This window comes from Pseudomonas salicis, from assembly GCF_057128705.1.
Window position 1 is genome coordinate 357265 of the sequence record NZ_JBSKHU010000007.1, and the last position, 24235, is coordinate 381499.

General features: G+C 59.6%; 20 protein-coding genes. 11 read left to right on the plus strand and 9 right to left on the minus strand.

The features are described from left to right. Positions 1 to 159: 159 nt before the first annotated feature. From ACWKWE_RS25565 to ACWKWE_RS25600, 8 genes are all read right to left on the minus strand, one after another. Positions 160 to 2082, minus strand: coding sequence for a PrkA family serine protein kinase (locus ACWKWE_RS25565; protein WP_062385212.1), 1923 nt, complete (start codon positions 2080 to 2082; stop codon positions 160 to 162). Positions 2083 to 2369: 287 nt separating this feature from the next. Further along, complete coding sequence (glpE, locus tag ACWKWE_RS25570) at positions 2370 to 2690, minus strand: thiosulfate sulfurtransferase GlpE (RefSeq protein ID WP_166595602.1); 321 nt, start codon at positions 2688 to 2690, stop codon at positions 2370 to 2372. Between the two features lie 56 nt (positions 2691 to 2746). Continuing rightward, complete coding sequence (locus tag ACWKWE_RS25575; RefSeq protein ID WP_483852062.1) at positions 2747 to 3628, minus strand: symmetrical bis(5'-nucleosyl)-tetraphosphatase; 882 nt, start codon at positions 3626 to 3628, stop codon at positions 2747 to 2749. Next, entirely contained in the window at positions 3628 to 4008 is a 381-nt protein-coding gene (gene apaG, locus ACWKWE_RS25580; protein WP_166595600.1) for a Co2+/Mg2+ efflux protein ApaG, read from the minus strand. The genes ACWKWE_RS25575 and apaG overlap by 1 nt, the downstream gene beginning before the upstream one ends. Before the next feature lie 118 nt (positions 4009 to 4126). Beyond that, positions 4127 to 4933 (minus strand): 16S rRNA (adenine(1518)-N(6)/adenine(1519)-N(6))-dimethyltransferase RsmA, encoded by an 807-nt coding sequence (gene rsmA / locus ACWKWE_RS25585; protein WP_166595599.1) that lies wholly within the window; start codon positions 4931 to 4933, stop codon positions 4127 to 4129. After that, a complete protein-coding gene (pdxA, locus tag ACWKWE_RS25590; protein WP_483852063.1) occupies positions 4933 to 5919 on the minus strand; it encodes a 4-hydroxythreonine-4-phosphate dehydrogenase PdxA in 987 nt (328 codons plus the stop codon). The genes rsmA and pdxA overlap by 1 nt, the downstream gene beginning before the upstream one ends. After that, entirely contained in the window at positions 5916 to 7238 is a 1323-nt protein-coding gene (locus tag ACWKWE_RS25595) for a peptidylprolyl isomerase (RefSeq protein WP_483852064.1), read from the minus strand. Before ACWKWE_RS25595 ends, pdxA begins: the two co-directional genes overlap by 4 nt. Beyond that, positions 7219 to 9999 (minus strand): LPS-assembly protein LptD, encoded by a 2781-nt coding sequence (locus ACWKWE_RS25600; RefSeq protein WP_166595596.1) that lies wholly within the window; start codon positions 9997 to 9999, stop codon positions 7219 to 7221. Before ACWKWE_RS25600 ends, ACWKWE_RS25595 begins: the two co-directional genes overlap by 20 nt. A 129-nt stretch (positions 10000 to 10128) precedes the next feature. Between ACWKWE_RS25600 and ACWKWE_RS25605 the strand changes: the two genes are divergently transcribed. The 3 genes from ACWKWE_RS25605 to ACWKWE_RS25615 are packed head-to-tail and all read left to right on the plus strand — an operon-like array spanning position 10129 to position 12633. Continuing rightward, positions 10129 to 11157, plus strand: a complete 1029-nt coding sequence (locus ACWKWE_RS25605; RefSeq protein ID WP_483852065.1) for an aminoglycoside phosphotransferase family protein — start codon at positions 10129 to 10131, stop codon at positions 11155 to 11157. Positions 11158 to 11193: 36 nt separating this feature from the next. Beyond that, positions 11194 to 11862: an N-acetylmuramate alpha-1-phosphate uridylyltransferase MurU gene (gene murU, locus ACWKWE_RS25610; RefSeq protein ID WP_483852066.1), complete on the plus strand. Its 669-nt coding sequence runs from the start codon at positions 11194 to 11196 to the stop codon at positions 11860 to 11862. Then, positions 11863 to 12633, plus strand: a complete 771-nt coding sequence (locus ACWKWE_RS25615) for a TerB family tellurite resistance protein (RefSeq protein ID WP_483852067.1) — start codon at positions 11863 to 11865, stop codon at positions 12631 to 12633. A 51-nt stretch (positions 12634 to 12684) separates the two neighbouring features. On the opposite strand, the gene ACWKWE_RS25620 is transcribed toward ACWKWE_RS25615, so the two are convergent. Continuing rightward, positions 12685 to 13671, minus strand: coding sequence for an alpha/beta hydrolase family protein (locus ACWKWE_RS25620; protein ID WP_483852068.1), 987 nt, complete (start codon positions 13669 to 13671; stop codon positions 12685 to 12687). A gap of 145 nt (positions 13672 to 13816) precedes the next feature. Here ACWKWE_RS25620 and ACWKWE_RS25625 point away from each other — a divergent pair, with 145 nt between their 5' ends. From ACWKWE_RS25625 to ACWKWE_RS25660, 8 genes are all read left to right on the plus strand, one after another. Beyond that, the gene (locus ACWKWE_RS25625; protein WP_483852069.1) at positions 13817 to 15874 is read left to right on the plus strand and encodes a PAS domain-containing sensor histidine kinase; all 2058 of its coding nucleotides are present in this window, start codon (positions 13817 to 13819) and stop codon (positions 15872 to 15874) included. Next, the gene (locus ACWKWE_RS25630) at positions 15871 to 16500 is read left to right on the plus strand and encodes a response regulator (RefSeq protein ID WP_166595590.1); all 630 of its coding nucleotides are present in this window, start codon (positions 15871 to 15873) and stop codon (positions 16498 to 16500) included. The genes ACWKWE_RS25625 and ACWKWE_RS25630 overlap by 4 nt, the downstream gene beginning before the upstream one ends. A 334-nt stretch (positions 16501 to 16834) precedes the next feature. Further along, the gene (locus ACWKWE_RS25635; protein ID WP_166595589.1) at positions 16835 to 17959 is read left to right on the plus strand and encodes an ABC transporter ATP-binding protein; all 1125 of its coding nucleotides are present in this window, start codon (positions 16835 to 16837) and stop codon (positions 17957 to 17959) included. 90 nt (positions 17960 to 18049) lie between these two features. Next, complete coding sequence (locus ACWKWE_RS25640; RefSeq protein WP_166595588.1) at positions 18050 to 19081, plus strand: polyamine ABC transporter substrate-binding protein; 1032 nt, start codon at positions 18050 to 18052, stop codon at positions 19079 to 19081. 88 nt (positions 19082 to 19169) lie between these two features. After that, entirely contained in the window at positions 19170 to 20417 is a 1248-nt protein-coding gene (locus tag ACWKWE_RS25645; protein WP_483852070.1) for an ABC transporter permease, read from the plus strand. 11 nt (positions 20418 to 20428) lie between these two features. Next, positions 20429 to 21253 carry an ABC transporter permease gene (locus ACWKWE_RS25650; protein ID WP_401152539.1) on the plus strand — a complete coding sequence of 275 codons (825 nt, stop codon included), beginning with the start codon at positions 20429 to 20431 and terminating at the stop codon, positions 21251 to 21253. 197 nt (positions 21254 to 21450) lie between these two features. Next, positions 21451 to 22824 carry a sigma-54 interaction domain-containing protein gene (locus tag ACWKWE_RS25655; RefSeq protein ID WP_483852071.1) on the plus strand — a complete coding sequence of 458 codons (1374 nt, stop codon included), beginning with the start codon at positions 21451 to 21453 and terminating at the stop codon, positions 22822 to 22824. A gap of 182 nt (positions 22825 to 23006) precedes the next feature. After that, the gene (locus tag ACWKWE_RS25660) at positions 23007 to 24170 is read left to right on the plus strand and encodes an iron-containing alcohol dehydrogenase (protein ID WP_483852072.1); all 1164 of its coding nucleotides are present in this window, start codon (positions 23007 to 23009) and stop codon (positions 24168 to 24170) included. Positions 24171 to 24235: the final 65 nt, after the last annotated feature.

Below are 24235 nucleotides of genomic sequence, written 5' to 3' on the forward strand. Positions count from 1 at the left end.
CGAGGGCCCCTTCGGGGAGCTGCAAGCCATAAGCCGCAAGCTGCAAGTTTTGACCGCAAACACCACACATCAAGCTACAAGCCTCAAGCCATTCGGTGGTCTATCGAACACGCCGGATCGCTTTTAGCTTGCAGCTTGAAGCTCACAACTTGTCGCTGCTTATTGTGATTTGCGGACGCGCAGGTACCACTCGGACAGCAGACGTACCTGTTTGTCGGTGTAACCCCGCTCGACCATTCGGGTGACGAAGTCGTTGTGTTTCTGTTGATCCTCTTTGCTGGCTTTGGCGTTGAAGCTGATCACTGGCAGCAGGTCCTCGGTGTTCGAGAACATTTTCTTCTCGATCACCACGCGCAGTTTCTCGTAGCTGAGCCAGGTCGGGTTTTTGCCGTTGTTGTTGGCGCGGGCACGCAGCACGAAGTTGACGATCTCGTTCCGGAAATCCTTCGGATTGCTGATGCCAGCCGGTTTCTCGATCTTCTCAAGTTCCTCGTTCAGCGCCACGCGGTTAAGGATTTCGCCGGTTTCAGGGTCGCGGTATTCCTGATCCTGAATCCAGAAGTCTGCGTACAACACGTAGCGGTCGAAGATGTTTTGACCGTATTCGCTGTAGGACTCCAGATAAGCCGTCTGGATTTCCTTGCCGATGAACTCGATGTAGCGCGGCGCCAGGTATTCCTTGATGAAGCGCAGGTAGCGCTCGCGGGTTTCCGCCTGGAATTGCTCTTGCTCGATCTGCTGCTCCAGCACATACAGCAGGTGAACCGGATTGGCGGCCACTTCGTGCGGGTCGAAGTTGAAGACTTTCGAGAGGATCTTGAACGCAAAACGTGTGGACAGGCCGTTCATGCCCTCGTCGACACCTGCGCTGTCGCGGTACTCCTGAATCGACTTGGCTTTCGGGTCGGTGTCCTTGAGGTTTTCGCCGTCGTACACCCGCATCTTGGAGTAGATGTTGGAGTTTTCCGGCTCCTTGAGGCGCGACAGAACGGTGAACTGCGCGAGCATTTTCAGTGTGTCTGGCGCGCAATGGGCCTTGGCCAGCGAGCTGTTGAACAGCAACTTGTCGTAAATCTTGATCTCGTCGCTGACACGCAGGCAGTACGGCACCTTCACGATGTAAATACGGTCGATGAAGGCTTCGTTGTTCTTGTTGTTGCGGAAGCTGTGCCATTCCGATTCGTTGGAGTGGGCCAGCAGAATACCGGTGAACGGAATCGCGCCCAGGCCTTCGGTACTGTTGTAGTTACCTTCCTGAGTGGCGGTGAGCAGTGGGTGCAGGACCTTGATCGGCGCCTTGAACATCTCCACGAATTCCATCAGGCCCTGGTTGGCCCGGCACAGCGCGCCTGAGTAGCTATAAGCATCGGCGTCGTTCTGTGGATATTCTTCGAGCTTGCGGATATCGACCTTACCCACCAGCGCCGAAATGTCCTGGTTGTTCTCGTCGCCGGGTTCGGTCTTGGCGACGGCGATCTGGTTGAGGATCGACGGATAAAGCTTCACCACCTTGAACTGGCTGATGTCGCCCCCGAACTCGGCCAGACGTTTGGTCGCCCATGGCGACATGATGGTATTCAGGTACCGGCGCGGGATGCCGTAGTCCTCTTCGAGGATCGTCCCGTCTTCGGTGGGTTTGAACAGGCCCAAGGGCGACTCGAAAACCGGCGAGCCCTTGATGGCGTAGAAAGGTATTTTCTCAACAAGCTGTTTGAGCTTTTCAGCCAGGGACGACTTACCGCCGCCGACAGGGCCGAGCAGGTAAAGGATCTGTTTCTTTTCTTCCAGACCCTGAGCGGCGTGGCGGAAGTACGAGACAATCTGCTCGATGCAATCCTCCATGCCATGGAAGTCCTCGAACGCTGGATAGCGCCGGATGACTTTGTTGGAGAAGATCCTGGATAGCCGCGAGTTGGTCGACGTGTCGAACAACTCTGGCTCGCCGATGGCCATCAGAAGACGCTCTGCGGCTGAGGCGTATGCACTGCGGTCGGTTTTGCAGAGCTCCAAGTACTCCTGTAGCGAGAGCTCTTCCTGGCGTGTCGATTCAAAGCGTTGTTGGAAGTGGCTAAAAATACTCATGACGTCACCTCGCTCGATACGTGGAGCCGGCGGCGGATCGTCAGTCGATGTTGGATGACAGCTATCAGTCAGCCGTCATTTACCCCCCAAACACCATAAAAGTAGCTACCGATGACCCACGCGCCGGTGTACCGGCTCTCCCCTGATTCGGATGGCCTGAGCACAAGGATAGTTCGGATTCGCACACAGAAAGAAGGAAGGCGTATGAATGTGGTGCAACCGTTCGTCAGTTAGCCTCGCGAGGCCGCGTAGCACGCGGCTTCGCGGCTTGAAAAAATATTTTCCGATCAGCCTTGCGCCGTTTCGGCCGGAAAAGTGTTTTTCCACAGCTCGAAACCGCCGTCCATGCTGTAGACCTCGGAGAAGCCCTGCCCTACAAGATAGGCCGCGGCGCTCTGACTTGAGTTGCCGTGATAGCAAACGACGACGAGCGGTTTATCCAGGTCGGCGTTACGAATGAAGTCGGCAATCGAGTGGTTATCCAGATGATGCGAATCGGGAATGTGATTGCTGGCAAAGGTCTGTGCGTCGCGAACGTCGACCAGCACGGCACCGTTTTCACGCAGGGCCTGGGCCTGCTCCGGCGGGATGCGTTTGAAATCGGTCATGGCATGGGCTCCTGGGCCGTTGGGTTCCCGAACTGTCGAGAACTGAAAAAGGGATTCTAACGCTGGACTGCGGTTTGGTCGCCAGCCGATGTGTCTGGAGATTTTGACGAGGCGAAGGAGCCACGTTCATCGCACTCACAGCGAATCAGTTCGCGGGTGTCTACGTTGAGCATCGTCATCGCGCCACCCCAGACACAACCGGTGTCGAGGGCGTAAACGCCGGGCTCTTCGCAGCGGCCTTCAAGGGCGGCCCAGTGTCCGAAGATGATGTTCAGGCCTTTGGTCTTGCGGTCCTTGTGGCTGAACCATGGCGCATAACCTGCCGGTGCGCTGTCCAGGCCTTCTTTGCTCTTGAGGTCCAGCTTGCCGTCGGCGGTGCAGAAGCGCATGCGCGTGAAGTAGTTGGTGATCACGCGCAGACGGGTGACGCCGTGCAGGTCCTTGTCCCATTTGGCAGGCTCATTGCCGTACATGCCATCCAGAAAAGGCTCAAGCAAGTTGTCGTCACGCAGGGCTTCTTCGACTTCTTCGGCACAGCGGAGGGCTTTTTTCAGCGTCCACTGCGGCGGGATGCCGGCATGGACCAACGCGATGTCACGCTCGGCGTCGTAGTGCATCAGTTTCAATTGACGCAGCCAGTCGAGGAGGACTTTGGCGTCAGGCGCTTCCAGGATTTCCCGCAGCGTGTCGCCTTTTTTCAGCCGCTCAATGTTGCGTCCCGCAGCGAGTAGATGAAGGTCATGATTGCCGAGCACGCTGACAACAGAGTCGCGCATGCCATACAGGAAACGCAGGGTTTCCAGCGACTGAGGTCCTCGGTTCACCAGATCACCCACCAACCACAGCTTGTCACTGGTCGGATCGAATGACACACGCTCCAGCAGACACTTCAACGGATCGAGGCAACCTTGCAGGTCGCCGACTGCGTACACCGTCATCAGTGAAGCGCCCCTGGCACTGCCAGCCGGAAAGGCGCGATAACGGCATCGAAGCGTTTGCCATCATCCGCCAGCATTTGATAAGTGCCCTGCATGTTGCCGACCTTGGTGGTCATGACCGTGCCGCTGCTGTAGGTGTGGCTTTGTCCGGCCTGAATCAGCGGCTGCTGGCCAACGACGCCTTCCCCGCGAACTTCTTCGACGTGCCCGTCGCCGTCGGTGATCACCCAATGACGCGACAGCAGCTTGGCTGGCAGCTCGCCATTGTTGTGGACGGTGACGGTGTACGCAAAGGCAAAACGGTTCTGATCCGGCTGCGATTGTTCTGAAAGAAAGCGGGTGACGACGCTGACGTCGATCTGATAACGAGGATCGGACATGCAAGAGGCCTTAAAAGCGGGAGCGGAAAAAGCCGGAAAAGCCCGGAGAAAGTTGAGTCTAGGACATGTCGCAGTGAAAAAACCAACAAGGGCTTCGACCGGACATGTCCCGAAGGGTTTAAGCGACGACAGGTTTGTCGGTCAACTTGTCGGCCAGACGCACGAACGCTGCCAGATCCAGTTGTTCTGGACGCAGGCTGCCATCGACGCCCGCCTCAGTGATTTCCTCACTGGTGAGCAGAGCCTTCAGCGTGTTGCGCAACGTCTTGCGGCGCTGATTGAACGCTTCGCGAACGACGCGTTCCAGCGTGCGGTGATCCTTGGCCGGATGCGGCAGCGTCTCGTGAGGCACCAGACGCACAATGGCCGAATCGACTTTTGGCGGCGGATTGAACGCGCCAGGACCGACATTGAACAGATGCTCCACGCGGCAGTGGTACTGAACCATGATCGACAGACGGCCCCAATCACCGCCGCCCGGACCCGCGGCCAGACGCTCGACCACTTCTTTCTGCAGCATGAAGTGCATGTCACGAATCAGGTGTGCGTTCTGCAGCAGGTGAAAGATCAGTGGCGTAGAGATGTTGTACGGCAGGTTGCCGACCACACGCAGGCTGCTGGGCGCTGCGTTCAGGCTGGTGAAGTCGAACTTCAATGCGTCGCCCTGATGCAGGTTGAAGTTCGGCATGCCGCTGAACTGCTGCATCAGGATCGGTACCAGGTCCTTGTCCAACTCCACGACGTCCAGTTGCGCGCCGCTGCCCAGCAGGCCTTCGGTCAGGGCACCCTGGCCCGGTCCGATTTCCAGCATGCGATCCTCGGCCTTGGCACGGATCGAGCGCAGAATCTTGTCGATTACGCCGGCATCGTGCAGAAAGTTCTGGCCGAAGCGCTTGCGCGCCTTGTGTTGGTATTGCTCAGTCATTAACGGGTCTCGGCCATCTGATAGGCGGTTTCCAGAGCGACCTTGAGGCTGCCGGTGTCGATCTTGCCGCTGCCTGCCAAATCCAGTGCAGTGCCGTGATCCACGGACGTGCGAATGATGGGCAGGCCCAGCGTGACGTTGACGGCGGCGCCGAAGCCTTTGTACTTCAGCACGGGCAGGCCCTGGTCGTGGTACATCGCCAGCACTGCATCGCAGTGCTCCAGATATTTGGGGGTGAAAAGCGTATCGGCGGGGAGGGGACCACGCAGGTCCAGGCCTTCGCCGCGGAGACGCTCAAGGGTGGGTTCGATGATGTCGATTTCTTCGCGACCGAGGTGGCCGCCTTCGCCTGCGTGGGGATTCAGTCCACAGACCAGAATGCGCGGGCGAGGTATACCGAACTTGTTCACCAGATCCGCATGAAGAATGCGCGTTACGCGCTCCAGCTTATCGGGTGTGATGGCGTCAGCGATGTCGCGCAGCGGCAGGTGAGTGGTCACCAGGGCCACGCGCAAGTTGCCGGTGGCAAGCATCATCACCACTTGTTCGGTATGGGTCAGTTCAGCCAGAAACTCGGTGTGGCCAGAGAAGGCAATGCCGCTCTCGTTGATCACACCCTTGTGCACGGGGGCGGTGATCATCCCGGCGAAGTCGCCATTGATGCAGCCTTGTCCGGCGCGGGTAAGGGTTTCCAGTACGAAAGCGCCATTGGCCTTGTTCAACTGTCCGGCCGTGACGGGCGCGTTCAGCGGCGTGTCCCAGACATACAGGCTGCCTGCAGGGGCAGGAATGTCCGGCCAGGCGGACGGTGTGACGGGAATCAGGCTGACAGCCACGCCCAGTTGAGCGGCCCGTTCATTGAGCAGGTCGCAACTGGTGACGGCAATCAGGGGGTGGGGCTGGGACTGCGCGGCGAGCAGCAGGCAGAGGTCAGGACCAATGCCAGCGGGCTCGCCGGGTGTCAGGGCGAAACGCTGGGGTTTCACTTGGCAGCCTGGTCAGCGCCAGGGAGCTTGATTTCAACGTAGGCTTCGTCGCGAATCTGACGCAGCCAGGTTTGCAGCTCTTCGTCGTATTTACGGTTACGCAGTACGGTCATCGCTTGTTGTTCGCGAGCCTGGTTGGTGCCGTCGGTGGCGCGACGACCCAAGACTTCCAGTACGTGCCAGCCGAATTGTGTCTGAAATGGCTTGGACACCACGCCTTGCGGCGTCTCGTTCATCACGTCACGGAACTCAGGCACCAGCGAACGTGGGTCTACCCAGTTCATGTCGCCACCGTTGAGCGCCGAACCCGGATCTTCGGAGAAGCTCTTCGCCAGAGCGCCGAAGTCTTCGCCGTTCTGGATGCGGTCGTAGATGCGCTGAGCCAGTGTCTTGGTTTCAGCTTCGCTGCGAATCTCGCTTGGCTTGATCAGGATGTGACGAACGTGAACCTCGTCGCGCATCTGGGTCTGATCTTCACCGCCGCGTTTCTCCAGCAGCTTCAGGATGATGAAACCACCCGGCGTACGGGCTGGTGGGGTCACCTGACCTGGGCTCATCGAGCTCAACATGTCGCCGAATGGAGGCGGCAGTTGAGCGGCTTTACGCCAGCCCATGTCACCGCCGTCCAGTGCGCTTTCGCTGGCCGAAGAGGAAATCGCCAGTTGCTCGAAGTTCGCACCCTGTTGCAGCTTGCCGTAGATGTCCTTGGCCTTGGCTGCGGCGGCCTGGATCTGGTCCGAGGTCGCGCTGTCAGGGGTAGGCACCAGAATGTTGGCCAGGTGGAACTCTTCCGAGAACTGAGCCTTGCCCAAGTCCGAGGCGAGGAAGTTCTTCACTTCCTGCTCCGACACCTGGATACGCTCGGCAACGCGACGCTGACGTACGCGGCTGATGATGATTTCCCGGCGAATCTGCTCACGGGCGTTATTGAACGACAGGCCGTCATGGGCCAGTGCGGCCTTGAACTGGTCGATGCTCATGTTGTTGCGCTGAGCAATGGTGCCGACCGCCTGGTTCAGCTCTTCATCGGTGATGCGAATGCCGGAGCGCTCGCCAATCTGCAGTTGCAGGTTTTCGAGGATCAGACGATCCAGGACCTGCGACTCCAGCGCGCTGGCAGGAGGAACGCCCTGGCCGCGCTTGGCGATGGTTTGCTGAACTTCGCGGGTGCGCTGATCGAGCTGGCTTTGCATGACCACGTCGTTGTCGACGATGGCTACCACCTTGTCGATGGTGCGCACTTCAGCGTGCGCCACCGAACCGATGAGCAGTGCGCCCAGTACTAGCGGGCGCAGAGAATCAGAAAGCTTGGTCTTCACGTTCACGATAACCTTGGATGCCTTTGTCGAGGAAGCTTTCAACTTTTTGGCCGACTACGCCACCAAGTCCCTTCAACACGATTTGTAGGAATACGCCGCGGTCGCCTTTCTCGTTCTGTGCAACCTCTTGAGTGGACTCGTCATAGTCGACCCAGTAACGATTGATCAGGCGCAGCTTCCAGCAGCAGTTGTCATATTCAAAACCACCAAAGGCTTCGAGGGTGCGATCACGGTTGTAGTCATATTGCCAGCGACCAATGGCGCTCCATTGAGGCGCGACAGGCCAGATGACCGAGAAGTCATGCTGCTGGATTTTGTAGTAGTCCTTGATGACCGAGCCATCAGGCAGGGTTGCGTCGCCGCCGCCCACGGACCAGCGGCCAGTCGTCTGGTCGTAACGGACCTGGTCGTTGCGATAGCGGTAGCCGGCATTGATGATCTTGCCGGGATTGTCTTCAGGCTGGTAGTGAACCATCGCGCTGCCGGAGCGAGTGCTGCGGCTGTCCGGGTCCCAGTTGAAGTCCGACGTGGCACGCCAGTCGCGGTTGAAGCGGTATTCGTATTCCAACGCGTACGGAGACACATCAGACTGTGCGTCTTTGCGGTCCTGATAGCTGATGCCTGGCAGCTGCACCTTGCGATCGGCGAAGTAGACCGCTTGACCGAAGCTGACACGCTGACGTTCGAAGCCGTTGTCTTCGATCCAGCGGTTGGTTACGCCCAGCGACAGTTTGTTCTCGTCACCGATGCGGTCAGAGCCGACGAAGCGGTTGTCACGGAACAGCGACGCGTAGTTGAACGTCGTTTCGCCCGTGTCGAAAATCGGAATGTCAGTCTGGTCCTTGTTCGGTACGTACAGGTAGTACAGACGCGGTTCCAGAGTTTGACGGTAGTCCTTGCCGAACCAGTTGGTGTTGCGGTCGAAGTACAGGCCGCTGTCCACGCTGAAAATAGGGACAGCGCGGTCTTGGGACGAGTTGTAGCTCTCGTCAGCCAACAGAGTGCGCTTGCCTTCCGCATCCAGATCCAGGTCGTACTTGGTGTAAACGTATTTCAGTTTCGGGGTCACAAAACCATACGAGGCCGTCAAAGGCAGGCTGATCGACGGCGCCAGATTCAGCCGGTCGCCATTGGCGCGCGCCAGACCCTGAACGTTGTTGTCCAGACGGCTTTGCGGAATCCCGTCTTCATCCACGAAGCTGCCGTCGCGCAGGTCGCGGTCGAAACGCACCAGCTCAGACTCGTAATCGAGCTTCAAACCGCCCGGATTGAAAGGCAATGTGCCGTTCAGGGTCAGTTGAGGCAGACGGGCGTACGGCGTGATCTGAGTGATCGTGGTCAGTTGATACTGCTGAACGTTTAGACGTGCCCAGTAGCTGTCGCCACGGTAAGTCAGATCACCCTGCTGGTTCAGGAAGTTGTGCGTGCTGACGCCTTCCTGGCCGCTTTTCAGGTCCTTGAAGTAGTAAGGATCGCTGACTTTGGTGTAGTCGACATGCGCAGTCAGGCGCTCGTCCAGACCACTGCGGTTCTGCCAGTTGATCATCCAGCGAGTGTCCTTCGAATCGGACTCAAGCTTGCGATCATCATTGTCGTCGTTCAGGTAGGCGGCGCCGAATTGACCTTCGCTGCTCTTGGTCAGGTAACGGAACTCGCCTTCAAGCAACAGACCACGTTTGGCCATGTACGTCGGGTACAACGTGGCGTCGTAGTTCGGCGCCAGGTTGAAGTAGTAAGGCGTGAGCAACGAGAAGCCAGTGTCGCTGCTGGCACCGATGGTCGGTGGCAGGAAGCCGGACTGACGACGATCGTCGATCGGGAAATAGATGTACGGCGTGTAGAGGATCGGAATGTCCTTCACACGCAGGGTGGCGTTGGTTGCCGTACCGAAACCGGTGGCCGGGTTCAGGGTGATGTTGTTGCCCTTCACCGTCCAGGCGTTGCTGCTCGGTTCACACGTGGTGTACGTACCGTCCTTGAGGCGGATGATCGCGTTTTCTGCACGGCGGGCGTACAGCGCGTTACCCCGCACGTTGGACTTGTGCAGCACGTATTCGGCGTTGTCGACTTTCGCTTCACCGGTGTCCAGCTGGACTTCAGCGTGGTCGCCGACGATCAGGGCGCCGTTGTCGCGCAGACGGACGTTGCCGTTCAGCTCGCCACGGTTTTCGGCCTGATGCAGCGCCGCTTCATCGGACTCGACCTGCATGGAGCCCTGGCGCATGACGACGTCACCGGCCAGGCTCGCAATCTGTTCTTCCTGCTGATAACGCGAAGCCTTGGCGCCAATGAACGTCGGGGCGTCGCTTTTCGCGGTCTTGTCGTCCATGCCAGGACGAATCGGCTCGATGTAGGCGCCGGAGCAGTACGGACCTGTCTCTGCCAGTTGGGCAGCGGTCAGCTTCTCGCGTGGCACCCAGTCCAGATGGCTGTAGTCTGCGCTGCGCGATTGCAGGCCCCGGCCCTTGGCCTCGGTGACCAGCATCGTTTTAGGCACGACTTCACCGCTTTCAGTGGTGATCGTGGACTCCGTCGTCCCGTTGCTGTTGGACGACACGCTGTTGGCGTCGTGCACCGGCCGCGGAGGCAACTGGGCTGCATTGGTTTTCGGGGAGCAATCCCACGCACCTGTTGCCGACACGGAGCAGTCATACTGCTCGGCCGCAACCACGTACTGGGTGGCCAGAGGTTGCATCGCCAGCAAACTGCCGGTTACGAGCAACGGAAATTTTTTACGAAACGCGGGGGATTTCAATGCCATCTTATTAGTCCGGGCTTCCTGCGCGCCATCTGCCCGCGGGGGGGCCGCACGCCTCTCGATGGGCTGAAAAAGATGTCGGATAATAAAGCATGACCCGCTTGACGGCTAGCGCCGTCGGAGACCCTTGCAATGCCAGATCAAGATGTACGCCTGCAACACCTGAAAGTTTGGCTCGATGAGCAACTGCCAACGTTGTTCGCGGCCCAAGGCTGGGGCGCCATACCCCCGGCCACGTTGACTGCGGCCAGCAGTGACGCGAGTTTTCGACGCTATTTCCGTTGGGAAGGTGAGGGGCGCACTTTTATTGTCATGGACGCGCCACCTCCCCAGGAAAACTGCAAACCCTTCGTCGACATCGCTCATTTATTAAGCGAATCAGGGATTAATGTTCCGAAAATTTATGCCGAAGACCTGAATCAAGGCTTTCTGCTACTCAACGACTTGGGCCGAAAAACGTATCTCGACGTGATCGATGAGCACAACGCCGATCAATTGTTCGCCGATGCCATCGAGGCGTTGCTGGCGTATCAGCAGTTGCCGATGGATGCGCCATTGCCCAGCTATGACGTCGCACTGTTGCGCCGTGAGCTTGAGCTGTTTCCTGAGTGGTACGTGAAGCGGCATCTCGGGGTGACGTTCGATGAGGCCCAGCAGGCCAGTTGGCAGCGGGTCAGCGACTTGTTGATCGACAGTGCGTTGGCGCAGCCCAAAGTGTTGGTCCATCGCGATTACATGCCCCGTAACCTGATGCTCAGCGAGCCGAATCCCGGTGTGCTGGATTTTCAGGATGCCGTGTATGGCCCGGTGACCTACGACATCACCTGCCTGTTCAAGGACGCGTTCCTGAGCTGGCCGGAAGAACGCGTGGCGGGCTGGTTGAAGGCCTACTGGGACAAAGCCGCTGGCTTGGGCATTCCCGTGCAGGATGATTTCAATGAGTTTCGGCGCGCCAGTGATTTGATGGGTGTGCAGCGTCACTTGAAGGTGATCGGTATTTTTGCGCGCATTTGCCACCGTGATGGCAAGCCGCGTTACCTCGCCGATGTGCCGCGTTTCTTCTCTTATATAGAAGCAGTGCTGTCGCGTCGGCCTGAACTCGTTGAGCTGAGTAATCTGCTGACCAGTCTGCGTCAGCCGAAACCCGAAACGGCCGTGTGAAGGAATGGATGTGAAGACTGTTTTGAAGAGGGACGCATGAAAGCGATGATTCTGGCGGCCGGCAAAGGTGAGCGGTTGCGGCCGTTGACCCTGCACACGCCCAAGCCACTGGTGCGTGCCGGCGGTGTTCCGCTGATCGAATACCACCTGCGTGCCCTGAGAGCTGCGGGTTTCAGTGAGGTGGTGATCAACCACGCTTGGCTGGGGCAACAAATCGAAGACTATCTGGGTGACGGTCATCAATTTGGGCTGCGCATTCGTTACTCCCCTGAAGGCGAGCCGCTGGAAACCGGCGGCGGGATTTTTCGCGCGTTGCCATTGTTGGATGATGAGCCGTTTCTGGTGGTCAACGGCGACATCTGGACTGATTGCGATTTCACGGCGCTGAAGGCATCCATTCACGGATTGGCTCATTTGGTGTTGGTGGACAATCCGCTGCATCACCTCTCCGGCGATTTCGCGTTGGTGGGCGGTGAGGTGCGGGACGAGTCCGCGCCTGCGCGCTTGACCTACAGCGGTATTGCGGTGCTGCATCCGAAGCTGTTCGCGGGGTGTAGCGACGGAGCGTTCAAGCTCGCGCCGCTGCTGCGTGACGCGATGGCGAAAGGGCAGGTGACTGGCGAACATTTCACCGGGCGATGGGTGGATGTCGGAACCCATGAACGGCTGGCGGAAGTCGAACAGATTGTCGCGGTGAAACCCTAGATGCTCTGGCCTTTCACACTGATCGGAGGCGGCGCCGGGTACGCAATTGCCAGCATTCCGGGTGCGATGCTCGGCGCTTTGTTGGGGCAGGCGCTGGATCGACGGCTGCATGTCCAAAGCCTTGCGGAGCTGCGCGAACGCCTCGCCGGTCGCAAGATGCCACGGGATGACGAGCTGATTTTCATACTGCTGGGTCGTGTCGCCAAAACAGATGGCCGTGTGGTCGATGGCCATATTCAGCAAGCCCGCGTCGAGATGCGTCGTCTGGACTTGAGCGAACCTGCCACGCGTCGTGCAATTGCAGCGTTCAACCGGGGCAAGGACGGCCGCGACAATCTGCGCGTGCACCTGACGCGGCTGAAAAACCAGCCTCATGCGGCCGAGGGTTTGCTGCGTGCATGCTGGCGCATGGCCTGGGCCGATGGCAGGGCGTCGAGGGGTGAGCGCGAGCTGATCGTGTCGTGGGGCAAATGGCTGGGCTGGACGGCAGAGAAAGTCGAGGCGTTGTCAGCGACCGAAGATGAACAGCGCAGCCGTTCGCCGGCCAGCAGCGGCGGTGAATATCAGGAGGCCTTACGCTTGCTGGGCGTGCGGTCGGATGCGGAGCCTGCACAGATCAAGCGGGCGTACCGGCGTCTGTTGAGTCGGCATCATCCGGACAAAGTGGCAGGGTCGGGCGCCAGTCCGGTGCAGGTGCGCGACGCCACCGAAAAAACCCGGGACCTGCACCACGCCTACGCGGTGGTGCGGGAGAGGCGCGGGTTTCGGTGATTCGCCGGGCAGAATCAGACGCCGTTCGTGACCGCCGCTCGGCGCTTTGGATCACTGCCCCTCCAGCCACCCACGAACCCGACGAAACAGTTGTTCCTGTTCCATCGCCGCGTTACCCGGAATAGCGTTCAGCGTCACCTGAGTGAAGCGCGCGTTTTTCACGCGCTTGCTGGCGTTGAGCCGGTCTTGAGCCTGTTGCCGGGGTACGGGTCGGTCCTTGCTGACAAAGTCTGCGGTGGCGACTTTGAGGGTCGGCAACACTTCCAGCAATGAAGGCGTGTCGGTTCCGGTGTCGACGGCGGTGATCATCACCAGCTTTTGAATCGCAGGTGAAGGACGCTCACTCATGTATCGAGCTGCCCAGTACGCCCCGGTGCCGTGACCCAGGAGCACGATGCTGTGCGCTTTGTTTTGTTGCGCGAACGCGATGGCACTGTCGATACGGGCGAAGATTTTATCGGCATTGGCTTTGGCGATTTCTGCCTGAGCCGCCGCTTGTTCGGCGGCAGCGGCGGCCTCGGCTTCGGCACTGTCGGCAGGATCAGCGGGTTTGGCGGGTGCGTCTTTCGCCTTGTCTTTATCAGCAGCGGGCTTTTCACCTGTCGTCGGCGTATCGGCTGCGCGTGCGAAGACGCCGTCGTTGTAGGCATCGGGCAAACTCAGGCTCAAGCTGGACCAGCCCACATCTGGCAGCTTGCGGCGCAGCGGGCCGACCGCGTCAGGCCAGTCGGCTGACTCGTCGGCGCCCGGCACGATCACCACCGCGCCCTTGGCTTCGTCTGCGTTGGCGGGTTTCCACAAGGCCAAGAAGTTTTGGTCTCCGGCCTGCAATTGCTGCTGCTCAGCCTTGGGCACCTGGCGTTCCAACGCCAGCGTGTCTTCCTGGCTTCGGGAGGGAAGCGAGGCGCGCTCGATTGGGGCTTCAGCGGACTTGGCGTCTTTTGCGGGAGCGGGGTCCGCCGCCATTGCCATCGGATAGCAAGGTAATATCAGCGTCAGGCAAATCGCGGGAAACATTGCGCGAAGGATGTAGGGCATCGGATATTCCAAAGGCCGGAAACAATTCCAGCAGCCTAATGGGTTGATGACGGTTTGTCAGGCCGGGTATAGCGCCTGAGATCAGAGCGGCGCACACGATTGATCGAGGATTCAGGGACGTGGAGATGACAGGTTGAGAATCCGCATGCGGTGCCTTTGGGTTATCGGCGGTCCGAGGGCACTCTTGATGTGTTTGCTGCTCGGCGTGCTGTCATCGAACGTGCTGGCCGGGGTTCCCACTGCGCCGCCGGACACCCTGACCCGCGATCAGCGCGACTGGCTCAATCAGCGTGGACAATTACGCGTCGGTCTTGTGTTGCAGGCGCCCTACGCGCAATTCGACCGACGCGCCCAGGTCTTGTCCGGCGCCAACGTCGATCTGGTCAATCTCATGGCCAAGACCCTGCAAGTCGAGCTGCTATGGCGCAATTTTTCCGATCAGGCCGAGCTTGAAAAAGCCTTGAGCAAAGGCGAGATCGACTTCGCGCCGGGCCTTACGCAGACGCCCGCCGGGCTGCGCATGTGGCTGTATTCCGACCCGTACATGCGCGTCCCGCAACTGGTGGTCGGCGAACGCGATGGCTCCGGCGCTGTGGATTTGGAGAAGCTCGACAGCAACGTCCGCGTGGCTGTGCGCATGCCCAGCGCCACGGCCGATTATCTGCGCGCCAACTACACCCACCTCAACGTCCAGGGCGTACCGCTCGAACGTCAGGCCTTGCAACTGTTGCTCAGCCAGCAGGCGTGTTACGCGGTGGTCGATGAAGCGCAGCTGAGTCGCCTGTCGCGGGAAAGTGAGTTCGCCGGGTTGGCTGTGGTCGGCGACATCGGTTACCCCCAACTGCTGCGTGTGGCGTCACGGCGAGATGCACCGGAATTGGCGGACGTCATCAGCAAGGCGTTGAATGTGATCGCGCCCAAAGACCTGGACCAGCTACACGCCCAATGGCTGCAGCCCAAATACCCGCAAGTCAGCCAGTCTCCCGGACTGTGGAAAAACATCGCGCTGTTGCTGTTGGTCCTGTTGCTGGCCAGCGCGGCCATCGTGATGTGGCAGCGCAAACAACAGCAGTTGCTTGAGCGGGATTTGCTCGCCGCCCGAGAGGACATCACCAAGCGTCTGGCCAGCGAGGAGGCCTTGCGCCTGGCGCAGTTTTCCATCGACCAAAGCACCGTCGGCATTCTCTGGGTGAACTGGGACAGCCACGTGCGATACGCCAATCAAGCCGCCGAAGCCATGTTGGGGTACGCGCGAGGCGGGGTGGTTGACCGTCCGTTGATCGACTTCGAGCCGGGACTGAACATGGACCGTTGGCTGAATCTCTGGAAAAACGCACGCTCCAGCGACGAAGGCCCGCAGAACTTCGAAAGCAATTGCGTGCGCGCCGACGGCAGCATCTTGCCCGCCGACGTGTCCCTGAGTTTTCTGCGTTTTCGCGACGCCGAATACCTGGTGGTGTTCATCACCGACGTTACCGAACGCCGCCGCTCCCTCGCCGCTCTGCAGGAGAGCGAGTCGCGTTTACAAGTGCTGGCCGAGCAGTTGCGCGAATTGTCGGCGCATCTGGAAACGGTGAGGGAAGAGGAAAAGGCCCGCATTGCGAGGGAAGTGCACGACGAGCTGGGTCAAATGTTGACCGTGCTGAAACTGGAAACGTCGATGTGCGAATTGGCCTACGCCGACCTCGATCCCGGTCTGCGCGACCGATTGAACAGCATGAAGCGTCTGATCGCTCAGCTCTTCCAATTGGTGCGTGACGTGGCCACCGCGCTGCGGCCTCCGATCCTCGATGCGGGTATTGCGTCGGCCATTGAATGGCAGGCACGACGGTTCGAAGCGCGCACGCAGATTCCGTGTCTGGTCGAAGTGCCGGACAACCTGCCGACGCTGCCTGATGCCACGGCGATTGGCCTGTTCCGGATTCTTCAGGAGTCGTTGACCAACGTCATGCGCCACGCCGAAGCGCACACCGTCGAGCTGAATCTGAGCCTGAGCGATGGCGTGTTGTGCATGACGATTGCCGACGATGGCAAGGGCTTCGATCAGCGTGAGGAACGCCCGGCGTCGTTCGGGCTGGTGGGCATGCGCGAGCGGGTGTTGATCATGGGCGGACGATTGCATCTGGACAGCACGTTGGGAGAAGGCACAACCTTGCGTATCCACATTCCGCTGGAACAGGTTGCGCAGGAGCAAGTGCAGTGATTCGTGTATTGGTTGCCGAGGACCACACCATTGTCCGCGAGGGCATCAAGCAGTTGATTGGTCTGGCCAAGGACCTGCAAGTGGCGGGGGAGGCCAGTAATGGCGAACAGTTGCTGGAGGCCCTGCGCCACATCGAGTGTGAAGTCGTGCTGCTCGACATTTCGATGCCGGGGGTGAACGGTCTGGAAGCGATTCCGAGAATTCGCGCACTGAACAATCCGCCAGCGATTCTGGTGCTGTCGATGCACGACGAAGCGCAAATGGCGGCTCGTGCGTTGAAGATCGGCGCGGCGGGATACGCGACCAAGGACAGCGACCCGGCGCTGCTGCTGACGGCGATCCGACGGGTGGCGTCGGGTGGGCGTTACATCGACCCGGACCTGGCCGACCGAATGGTGTTCGAGGTGGGCCTGACCGACAGCCGTCCTCTGCACTCGCTGCTGTCTGAACGCGAGTTTTCGGTGTTCGAACGCTTGGCCCAAGGCGCCAACGTCAACGACATCGCCCAGCAATTGGCGCTGAGCAGCAAGACCATCAGCACCCACAAAGCGAGGTTGATGCAGAAGCTCAATATCACGTCGCTGGCCGAGCTGGTGAAGTATGCGATGGAGCATAAGCTGGTCTGAAAACGACCTGTGGGCCAACGCCGGATCGATCTGTGGGAGCGAATTCATTCGCGAAACGTTGGTTCGGACGACGCAGATGCAGCGTCTGACAGTCTGCCTTCCCGAATGAATTCGGTCCCACAGGTCCGGTGTCCTATCCCGCGATGTCATCCAGCTGACAAAACCCGCGGAAAGTGCCCTCGACGGCACATACCTATCCCCGCCATCCGTGTAGGGCAATCCCTACAACCAACCTTCCATCCCGCCTAGCTCAATCTCTCCTGCGCCCCGATTTGCGTGGTCTGTAGCCTCATCTAGGCTTGTCCCCACGGTTGATTAAACAAAGGTGTGGGTAATGAGCAACGTCGATTCAAGCGCTGGGGCAAGTGATGTTCTGGTCAGCTTTCGTGGTGTGCAAAAGAGCTACGACGGCGAAGCCCTGATCGTCAAAGACCTCAACCTGGACATTCGCAAAGGCGAGTTCCTCACCCTGCTCGGGCCGTCCGGTTCCGGGAAGACCACCAGCCTGATGATGCTCGCCGGTTTCGAAACGCCGACGGCGGGCGAGATCCTGCTGGCTGGCCGTTCGATCAATAACGTGCCGCCGCACAAACGCGACATCGGCATGGTGTTTCAGAACTACGCGCTGTTCCCGCACATGACGGTGGCCGAGAACCTCGCGTTCCCGCTGTCGGTGCGTGGCATGAGCAAGACCGACGTCGCCGAGAAGGTCAAGAAGGCGCTGGACATGGTGCAGCTCGGCGCGCTGTCTCATCGGTATCCGGCGCAAATGTCCGGTGGTCAGCAGCAACGTGTGGCACTGGCCCGCGCACTGGTGTTCGAGCCGCAACTGGTGCTGATGGACGAACCGCTGGGCGCCCTCGACAAGCAGCTGCGCGAACACATGCAGATGGAGATCAAGCACCTCCACCAGCGCCTGGGCGTAACCGTGGTCTACGTGACCCACGACCAGGGCGAAGCGCTGACCATGTCGGACCGCGTCGCCGTCTTCCACCAAGGCGAAATCCAGCAGATCGCTCCGCCGCGCTCTCTCTATGAAGAGCCGAAGAACACCTTCGTCGCCAACTTCATCGGCGAGAACAATCGCATCAACGGCACCTTGCTCAGCCAGACCGGCGACCGTTGCCTGGTGGCCCTTTCCCGAGGCGAGAAGGTCGAGGCACTGGCGATCAACGTCGGCCCGGCAGGCAGCCCGGTCACGTTGTCGATCCGCCCTGAACGCGTGAATCTCAATGGCCGCAGCGAAAGCTGCGTGAACCGTTTCTCCGGCCGCGTCGCTGAATTTATCTATCTGGGCGACCACGTGCGTGTGCGTCTGGAAGTGGCAGGCAAAACCGATTTCTTCGTCAAACAGCCCATTGCCGAGCTGGACCCGGCCATGAGCGTTGGCGACGTTGTGCCCATTGGATGGCAGGTCGAGCACGCGCGCGCGCTGGACCCGTTGCAGGACGCGCATTGATTCACCCGCGGTACGCGTAAATCGAGGCACCCAGAGGCGAATCGATCGCCCCATTGCTTAACCAACATTTGTTCGTGGAGAGAAAAATAAATGCTAAAGACATTGAAGCTCACCGCCTTATCGGTCGGCATGATGTGCGCGGCGCAAGCCATGGCGGCGGACCTGACCGTCATTTCCTTCGGTGGCGCGAACAAGGCGGCTCAGGAAAAGGCCTTCTACGCGCCGTGGGAAAAGACCGGCAGCGGCAAGATCATTGCGGGCGAGTACAACGGTGAGATGGCCAAGGTGAAAGCCATGGTCGACACCAAGAGCGTGACCTGGGATCTCGTAGAAGTGGAATCCCCGGAACTGTCCCGTGGCTGCGACGAAGACATGTTCGAAGAAATCGACCCCGCCATTCTGGGCAAGAAAGAAGACTACGTGCCGGGTGCCATTCAGACCTGCGGCGTGGGCTTCTTCGTGTGGTCGACCGTGCTGGCCTACAACGCCGACAAGCTGAAAACCGCTCCGACCGGTTGGACCGATTTCTGGAACACCGAAAAATTCCCGGGCAAGCGTGGCCTGCGTAAAGGCGCCAAATACACCCTTGAATTCGCACTGATGGCTGACGGCGTCGCGCCGAAAGACGTCTACAAAGTGCTGGCCACCAAAGACGGCCAGGACCGCGCCTTCAAGATGCTCGACAAGCTCAAGCCAAGCATCCAGTGGTGGGAAGCGGGTGCTCAGCCGCCGCAGTATCTCCAGTCTGGCGACGTCGTGATGAGCTCGGCCTACAACGGTCGTATCGCGGCCGTGCAGAAGGAGAGCAACCTGAAAGTGGTCTGGACGGGCGGCGTGTATGACTTCGACGCATGGGCCATTCCGAAGGGTGCCAAAAACGCCGAAGAAGCGAAGAAGTTCCTCGCTTACACCCTCAAGCCAGAGCAGCAAAAGACCTACTCCGAGAACATCGCCTACGGTCCGGCCAACACTCAAGCGGTTTCGCTGCTGAGCGCCGACACTCTGAAAAACATGCCGACCACTCCTGAGAACATCAAGGATCAGGTGCAGATCGACGTGAAATTCTGGGCTGACTATGGCGAGAACCTGGAACAGCGCTTCAACTCTTGGGCTGCCAAGTAAGCGTCACGCGTCACGTTAAACCAGGTGCGTTTTCTTTCCCCTTGCGGGAAGAAAACGCACCCATCGTTGAAAGATTTTGGAGTTCACTATGGCCACCGCCGTGCCCCTGACTGAAGGCGCCAGCCCGACCTTGAAGCAACGCCTGGCCCGTGCCGAGCGCGTCAACCGCTGGAAGGCTCAGGCACTGATCGCGCCATTGGTGATTTTCCTGCTGCTCGTGTTTCTCGTGCCGATTGCGGCGCTGCTCTACAAGAGCGTGAACAACCCTGAAGTGGTTGGCGGCATGCCGCTCACTGTCACCGAAGTCGTCAAGTGGGACGGCAAAGGCCTGCCCTCGGAATCAGCGTACAAGGCGCTTAGCCAAGACCTGGCCGACGCCCGCAAAAATCAGACCTTGGGCGACCTGTCCAAGCGCCTGAACCAGGAACTCGCCGGTTACCGCAGCCTGCTCGCGAAAACTGCACGCGCCGTTCCGTTCAAGGAAGAGCCTGCTTCCTATAAAGAAGCGCTGGAAGCCGTCGATGAGCGTTGGGGCGATCCCGCGTATTGGCAGGCGATCCGTCGCAACACCTCAAGCTTCACCCCCTATTACCTGTTGGCGGCCGTTGACCACCGCATCGATGACCTCGGTGAAGTGGCGCCTGCGACCCCCGATCAAGCGATCTACCTCGACATCTTCGCCCGCACGTTCTGGATGGGCCTGGTGATCACCGTGATCTGCCTGTTGCTCGCGTATCCGTTGGCGTACCTGTTGGCCAACCTGCCTGCCCGCCAAAGCAACCTGCTGATGATTCTGGTGCTGCTGCCGTTCTGGACCTCGATTCTGGTGCGTGTCGCCGCGTGGATCGTGCTGCTGCAATCGAGTGGTCTGATCAATGGCGCGCTGATGGCAATGGGCATCATCGACAAGCCGCTGGAGCTGGTCTTCAACCGCGTTGGCGTGTACATCTCGATGGTTCACATCATGCTGCCGTTCATGATCCTGCCGATTTATAGCGTGATGAAAGGCATCTCGCCGACCTACATGCGTGCGGCGATTTCCCTGGGCTGCAACCCGTTCGCCAGCTTCTGGCGGGTGTACTTCCCGCAAACCTACGCCGGTGTCGGCGCGGGCTGCCTGTTGGTGTTCATCCTCGCCATCGGCTACTACATCACCCCCGCGCTGCTGGGCAGCCCGAACGATCAGATGGTCAGCTACTTCGTGGCGTTCTACACCAACACCAGCATCAACTGGGGCATGGCGACGGCGCTGGGCGGCTTGCTGTTGCTGGCGACTGTCGTGCTGTACCTGATTTATAGCTGGCTGGTCGGCGCCAGCCGTCTGCGCCTGAGCTGAGGAGAATGACCATGTTGAGCCCTTATTCTTCGCCCGCAGAACGGGTCTGGTTTTACACCCTGCGCATTGTGTGCGGTCTGATTCTGCTGTTCCTGGTGCTGCCGGTACTGGTGATCGTGCCGTTGTCGTTCAACTCCGGCAGCTTTCTGGTCTACCCGCTGCAAGGCTTCTCGCTGCACTGGTATCAGGATTTCTTCAACTCCGCAGAGTGGATGCGCTCGCTGAAGAACAGCATGATCGTCGCCCCGGCCGCAACGCTGCTGGCCATGGGCTTCGGCACGCTGGCGGCGATTGGCCTGACCCGCAGTAACTTTCCGGGTAAATCGCTGGTGATGGCGCTGGTCATCTCGCCGATGGTGGTGCCGGTGGTGATCGTGGGTGTCGCGAGCTACCTGTTCTTCGCGCCCTTGGGTTTGGGCAACAGCTACACCTCGCTGATTTTGGTGCACGCGGTGTTGGGTGTGCCGTTCGTGATCATCACCGTATCGGCCACGCTGCAAGGCTTTAACTACAACTTGGTGCGTGCTGCCGCCAGCCTGGGTGCTTCACCGGTCACAGCGTTTCGCCGCGTGACATTGCCGCTGATTGCGCCGGGCGTGATTTCCGGGGCGTTGTTCGCCTTCGCGACCTCGTTCGATGAAGTGGTGGTGACGCTGTTCCTTGCCGGCCCCGAGCAAGCGACGTTGCCGCGCCAGATGTTCAGCGGCATCCGCGAAAACCTCAGCCCAACCATTGCGGCTGCCGCGACGCTGCTGATTGGATTCTCTGTGATCCTGTTGCTGGTGCTGGAATGGTTGCGTGGGCGCAGTGAGAAATTGCGTACGGCGGTGGAGTAAGGGATACACATCACCCCCTGTGGGAGCGAGTTCATTCGCGAGAGGCCAGTACATTTGACACATTTCCGTTGAATGTACGGCCGCATCGCGAATGAATTCGCTCCCACAGACGATCGTATTTCTACCTCCCGTTTTGTATCAATTGCTCTGTCACCGTTTAAACTTCACCGCTCCTCACCCCGTCATGGAGCTCCTCGGTGAACGTCAACGACGCCAGTTTCGAAGAACTGCTCAACGCTCTGCACGACGGCGTGTACATCACCGATGGCGACGGCAAGACGCTCAAGGTCAATCGCGCCTATGAACGCTTGACCGGCCTCAGCGGCGCAGAGCTGGTAGGCCGTTCGATGCAGGAACTGGTCAAGGCTGGCGTTATCTCCCAATCAGCCTCATTGCGCGTTTTGCAAGAAGGCCGCCCGGTGTCGGTGATGCAGAGCCTGAGCCAAGGCAAGAAGCTCCTCGTCAGCGCGACGCCGATCCTCGATACCGATCACCGGATTTCCTATGTCGTCAGCACGGTTCGCGACATGACCGAACTGCTGCGCATGAAGCACGAGCGCGACGAACTTCAACAGCTCAAGCAACTGCGCAACAGCACCGCCAAACTACACGCCGGTCAACGGGACAACCTGCTGCACTCGCCATTGATGGCCGATCAGGAAGTGTCCGGCCGGGTGTTCGCGCTCGCCCGGCAAGTGGCGGGCAGTTCGGTGAAGGTGCTGCTGCAAGGTGAAACCGGCGTCGGCAAGACACTTGTGGCGCAGTTCATTCATAACGCCAGCCCCCGCGCCAGCGAGCCTTTTCTGGCCCTCAACTGTGGCGCGTTGCCCGAGAACCTGATCGAAGCCGAACTCTTTGGTTATGCCCCCGGCGCATTCACTGGGGCGGGGCCGAAAGGCAAGCGCGGCCTGCTGGAGCTGGCGCACCACGGCACCCTGTTTCTCGATGAAATCGGCGACCTGCCGCTTCCGGTTCAAGTGAAGCTGCTCAAGGTCATCGAAGAAAATCGCTTCATCCCTGTCGGTGGTCTGGAGCTGAAAGAAGTGGACGTGCGCATCATCAGTGCGACTCATCACGACCTCAAACAGTTGGTGGCGGAAGGGACGTTTCGCGCCGACCTGTTCTACCGACTCAACGTGGTCCCCATCAGCATTCCGGCTTTACGCGAGCGCAGCGAAGAAATCCCGCCGCTCCTGCATTACTACCTCGACAGCTTTAATGCGCGTTATGAGCGGCACATACAGTGGAGCCTTGAAGCGCTCGACCTCATGTGCGAGTACCCCTGGCCCGGCAACATTCGTGAGCTGATCAACATCGTTGAGCGGATGGTGGTCACGAACCAGAGCGGCACCATCGAGGCACTGGACCTGCCAGAAGAAATTCTCAACCTCGACCCGAAAAACACCGACGACAGCCGCTTGCCGCTGCGCAAGGTGCTAGAGAACGCCGAACGCTCGGCGATCCGCGCGGCGTTGCAGGTGCACAAGACCACGCGGCTCGCCGCCAAGGCGCTGGGCGTGAGCCAAGCCACGGTGGTGCAGAAGATGAAACGTTGGGAGCGGTCTGATTAGAATTTCAATCAGACCGCCTCAATTCGATCATAAAGCTGATCAAAACTGAGCGGTCAAACTCCCTTCTACCGACCTTCCTGTCACGCATGCCCTTATACCCAAAGGCTTTGCGAGGTTTGGCACAGCTTTCGCTATCTCATTCTGCACGTCTTCCAATAAAACTACGTACAGGACGAGCCCCGATGAGTCTCTCTGCCTCCACCATCAGCGCCTTTAAAATTGCCAACAAACTGATCACTGGCCAAGGCGCCATTGAGCAGCTTTCCGCTGAACTGACCCGCCTCAACGTCACCAACCCGCTGATCGTCACTGACGCCATTCTGGTGAAGTCCGGCACCGTTGACCTCGCGCTGGCGCAATTGGGTGGCCGTCGTTACGGCATTTTCGATCAGGTCAAACCCGAGCCGGAAATCTCAATCGTCGAGGACTGCACCCGCGCTTATCGCGAAGGTGGGCACGACGGTCTGATCGGTCTGGGTGGCGGCAGCGCCATCGATATTGCCAAAGGGGTCGCTGCGTTTGCCGGTCACGAAGGGCCGCTGGCCGAGCTGTTCGGCGTCGATCTGGTGAAACGCAAAGGCCCTGCGCTGATTGCGATTCCGACCACGGCGGGCACCGGTTCGGAAGTGACCAACGTCGCGATTTTTTCCGATAAAGAAGCGCAACTCAAAAAAGGCATCGTCAGCGATTACCTGCTGCCGGACGTTGCGCTGGTCAGCCCGGTCATGACCCTGACCTGCCCGCGCAGCGTGACCGCCGCGAGCGGTGTCGATGCGCTGGTACACGCGGTCGAATCCTACCTGTCGGTCAACGCTTCGCCGATCACCGATGCCATCGCGCTCGGCGCCATCAAGCTGATTGCCAAGGCGCTGCCCAAGGCTTACGCCAACCCTTCGAACCTGCAAGCCCGCGAGGACATGGCCACCGCGAGCCTGATGGGCGGCATGGCATTCGGCAACGCGGGGGTGGGGGCCGTGCATGCGCTGGCCTACCCGTTGGGCGGCCGTTACAACATCGCCCACGGTGTCAGCAATGCCTTGCTGCTGCCCTACGTGATGGAGTGGAACAAGATGGCCTGCGTCGAGCGCTTCCGCGACATCGCTGAAGCCATGGGGGTACGCGTGGCTCACCTGAACGACAAGGATGCCGCCGATCAGGCCGTCAAAGCCATGGCCGACCTGTGCGCCGCCGTGGACATACCGACGGGCATGCGCAGCTTCAATGTGCCGGAAGATGCCATCCCGGCCATGGCCGAAGAGGCGAGCAAGATCGACCGCCTCATGCGCAACAACCCGCGCAAATTGACCGCTGCCGACATCGAGAAAATCTACCGCGCAGCCTACTGATCCCGAAAAGCCACAGCGCCCGGCCCCGGCACGGGCGTTTGCCGCCACAAGACCCACAAATAAGA

What these genes read in the sequence shown, in the direction of transcription:
- ACWKWE_RS25565 (WP_062385212.1), bottom strand. Translation starts at nt 2,082, where the DNA reads ATGAGTATTTTTAGCCACTTCCAACAACGCTTTGAATCGACACGCCAG.
- glpE (WP_166595602.1), bottom strand. Translation starts at nt 2,690, where the DNA reads ATGACCGATTTCAAACGCATCCCGCCGGAGCAGGCCCAGGCCCTGCGT.
- ACWKWE_RS25575 (WP_483852062.1), bottom strand. Translation starts at nt 3,628, where the DNA reads ATGACGGTGTACGCAGTCGGCGACCTGCAAGGTTGCCTCGATCCGTTG.
- apaG (WP_166595600.1), bottom strand. Translation starts at nt 4,008, where the DNA reads ATGTCCGATCCTCGTTATCAGATCGACGTCAGCGTCGTCACCCGCTTT.
- rsmA (WP_166595599.1), bottom strand. Translation starts at nt 4,933, where the DNA reads ATGACTGAGCAATACCAACACAAGGCGCGCAAGCGCTTCGGCCAGAAC.
- ACWKWE_RS25600 (WP_166595596.1), bottom strand. Translation starts at nt 9,999, where the DNA reads ATGGCATTGAAATCCCCCGCGTTTCGTAAAAAATTTCCGTTGCTCGTA.
- ACWKWE_RS25605 (WP_483852065.1), top strand. Translation starts at nt 10,129, where the DNA reads ATGCCAGATCAAGATGTACGCCTGCAACACCTGAAAGTTTGGCTCGAT.
- murU (WP_483852066.1), top strand. Translation starts at nt 11,194, where the DNA reads ATGAAAGCGATGATTCTGGCGGCCGGCAAAGGTGAGCGGTTGCGGCCG.
- ACWKWE_RS25615 (WP_483852067.1), top strand. Translation starts at nt 11,863, where the DNA reads ATGCTCTGGCCTTTCACACTGATCGGAGGCGGCGCCGGGTACGCAATT.
- ACWKWE_RS25620 (WP_483852068.1), bottom strand. Translation starts at nt 13,671, where the DNA reads ATGCCCTACATCCTTCGCGCAATGTTTCCCGCGATTTGCCTGACGCTG.
- ACWKWE_RS25625 (WP_483852069.1), top strand. Translation starts at nt 13,817, where the DNA reads ATGCGGTGCCTTTGGGTTATCGGCGGTCCGAGGGCACTCTTGATGTGT.
- ACWKWE_RS25635 (WP_166595589.1), top strand. Translation starts at nt 16,835, where the DNA reads ATGAGCAACGTCGATTCAAGCGCTGGGGCAAGTGATGTTCTGGTCAGC.
- ACWKWE_RS25640 (WP_166595588.1), top strand. Translation starts at nt 18,050, where the DNA reads ATGCTAAAGACATTGAAGCTCACCGCCTTATCGGTCGGCATGATGTGC.
- ACWKWE_RS25645 (WP_483852070.1), top strand. Translation starts at nt 19,170, where the DNA reads ATGGCCACCGCCGTGCCCCTGACTGAAGGCGCCAGCCCGACCTTGAAG.
- ACWKWE_RS25650 (WP_401152539.1), top strand. Translation starts at nt 20,429, where the DNA reads ATGTTGAGCCCTTATTCTTCGCCCGCAGAACGGGTCTGGTTTTACACC.
- ACWKWE_RS25660 (WP_483852072.1), top strand. Translation starts at nt 23,007, where the DNA reads ATGAGTCTCTCTGCCTCCACCATCAGCGCCTTTAAAATTGCCAACAAA.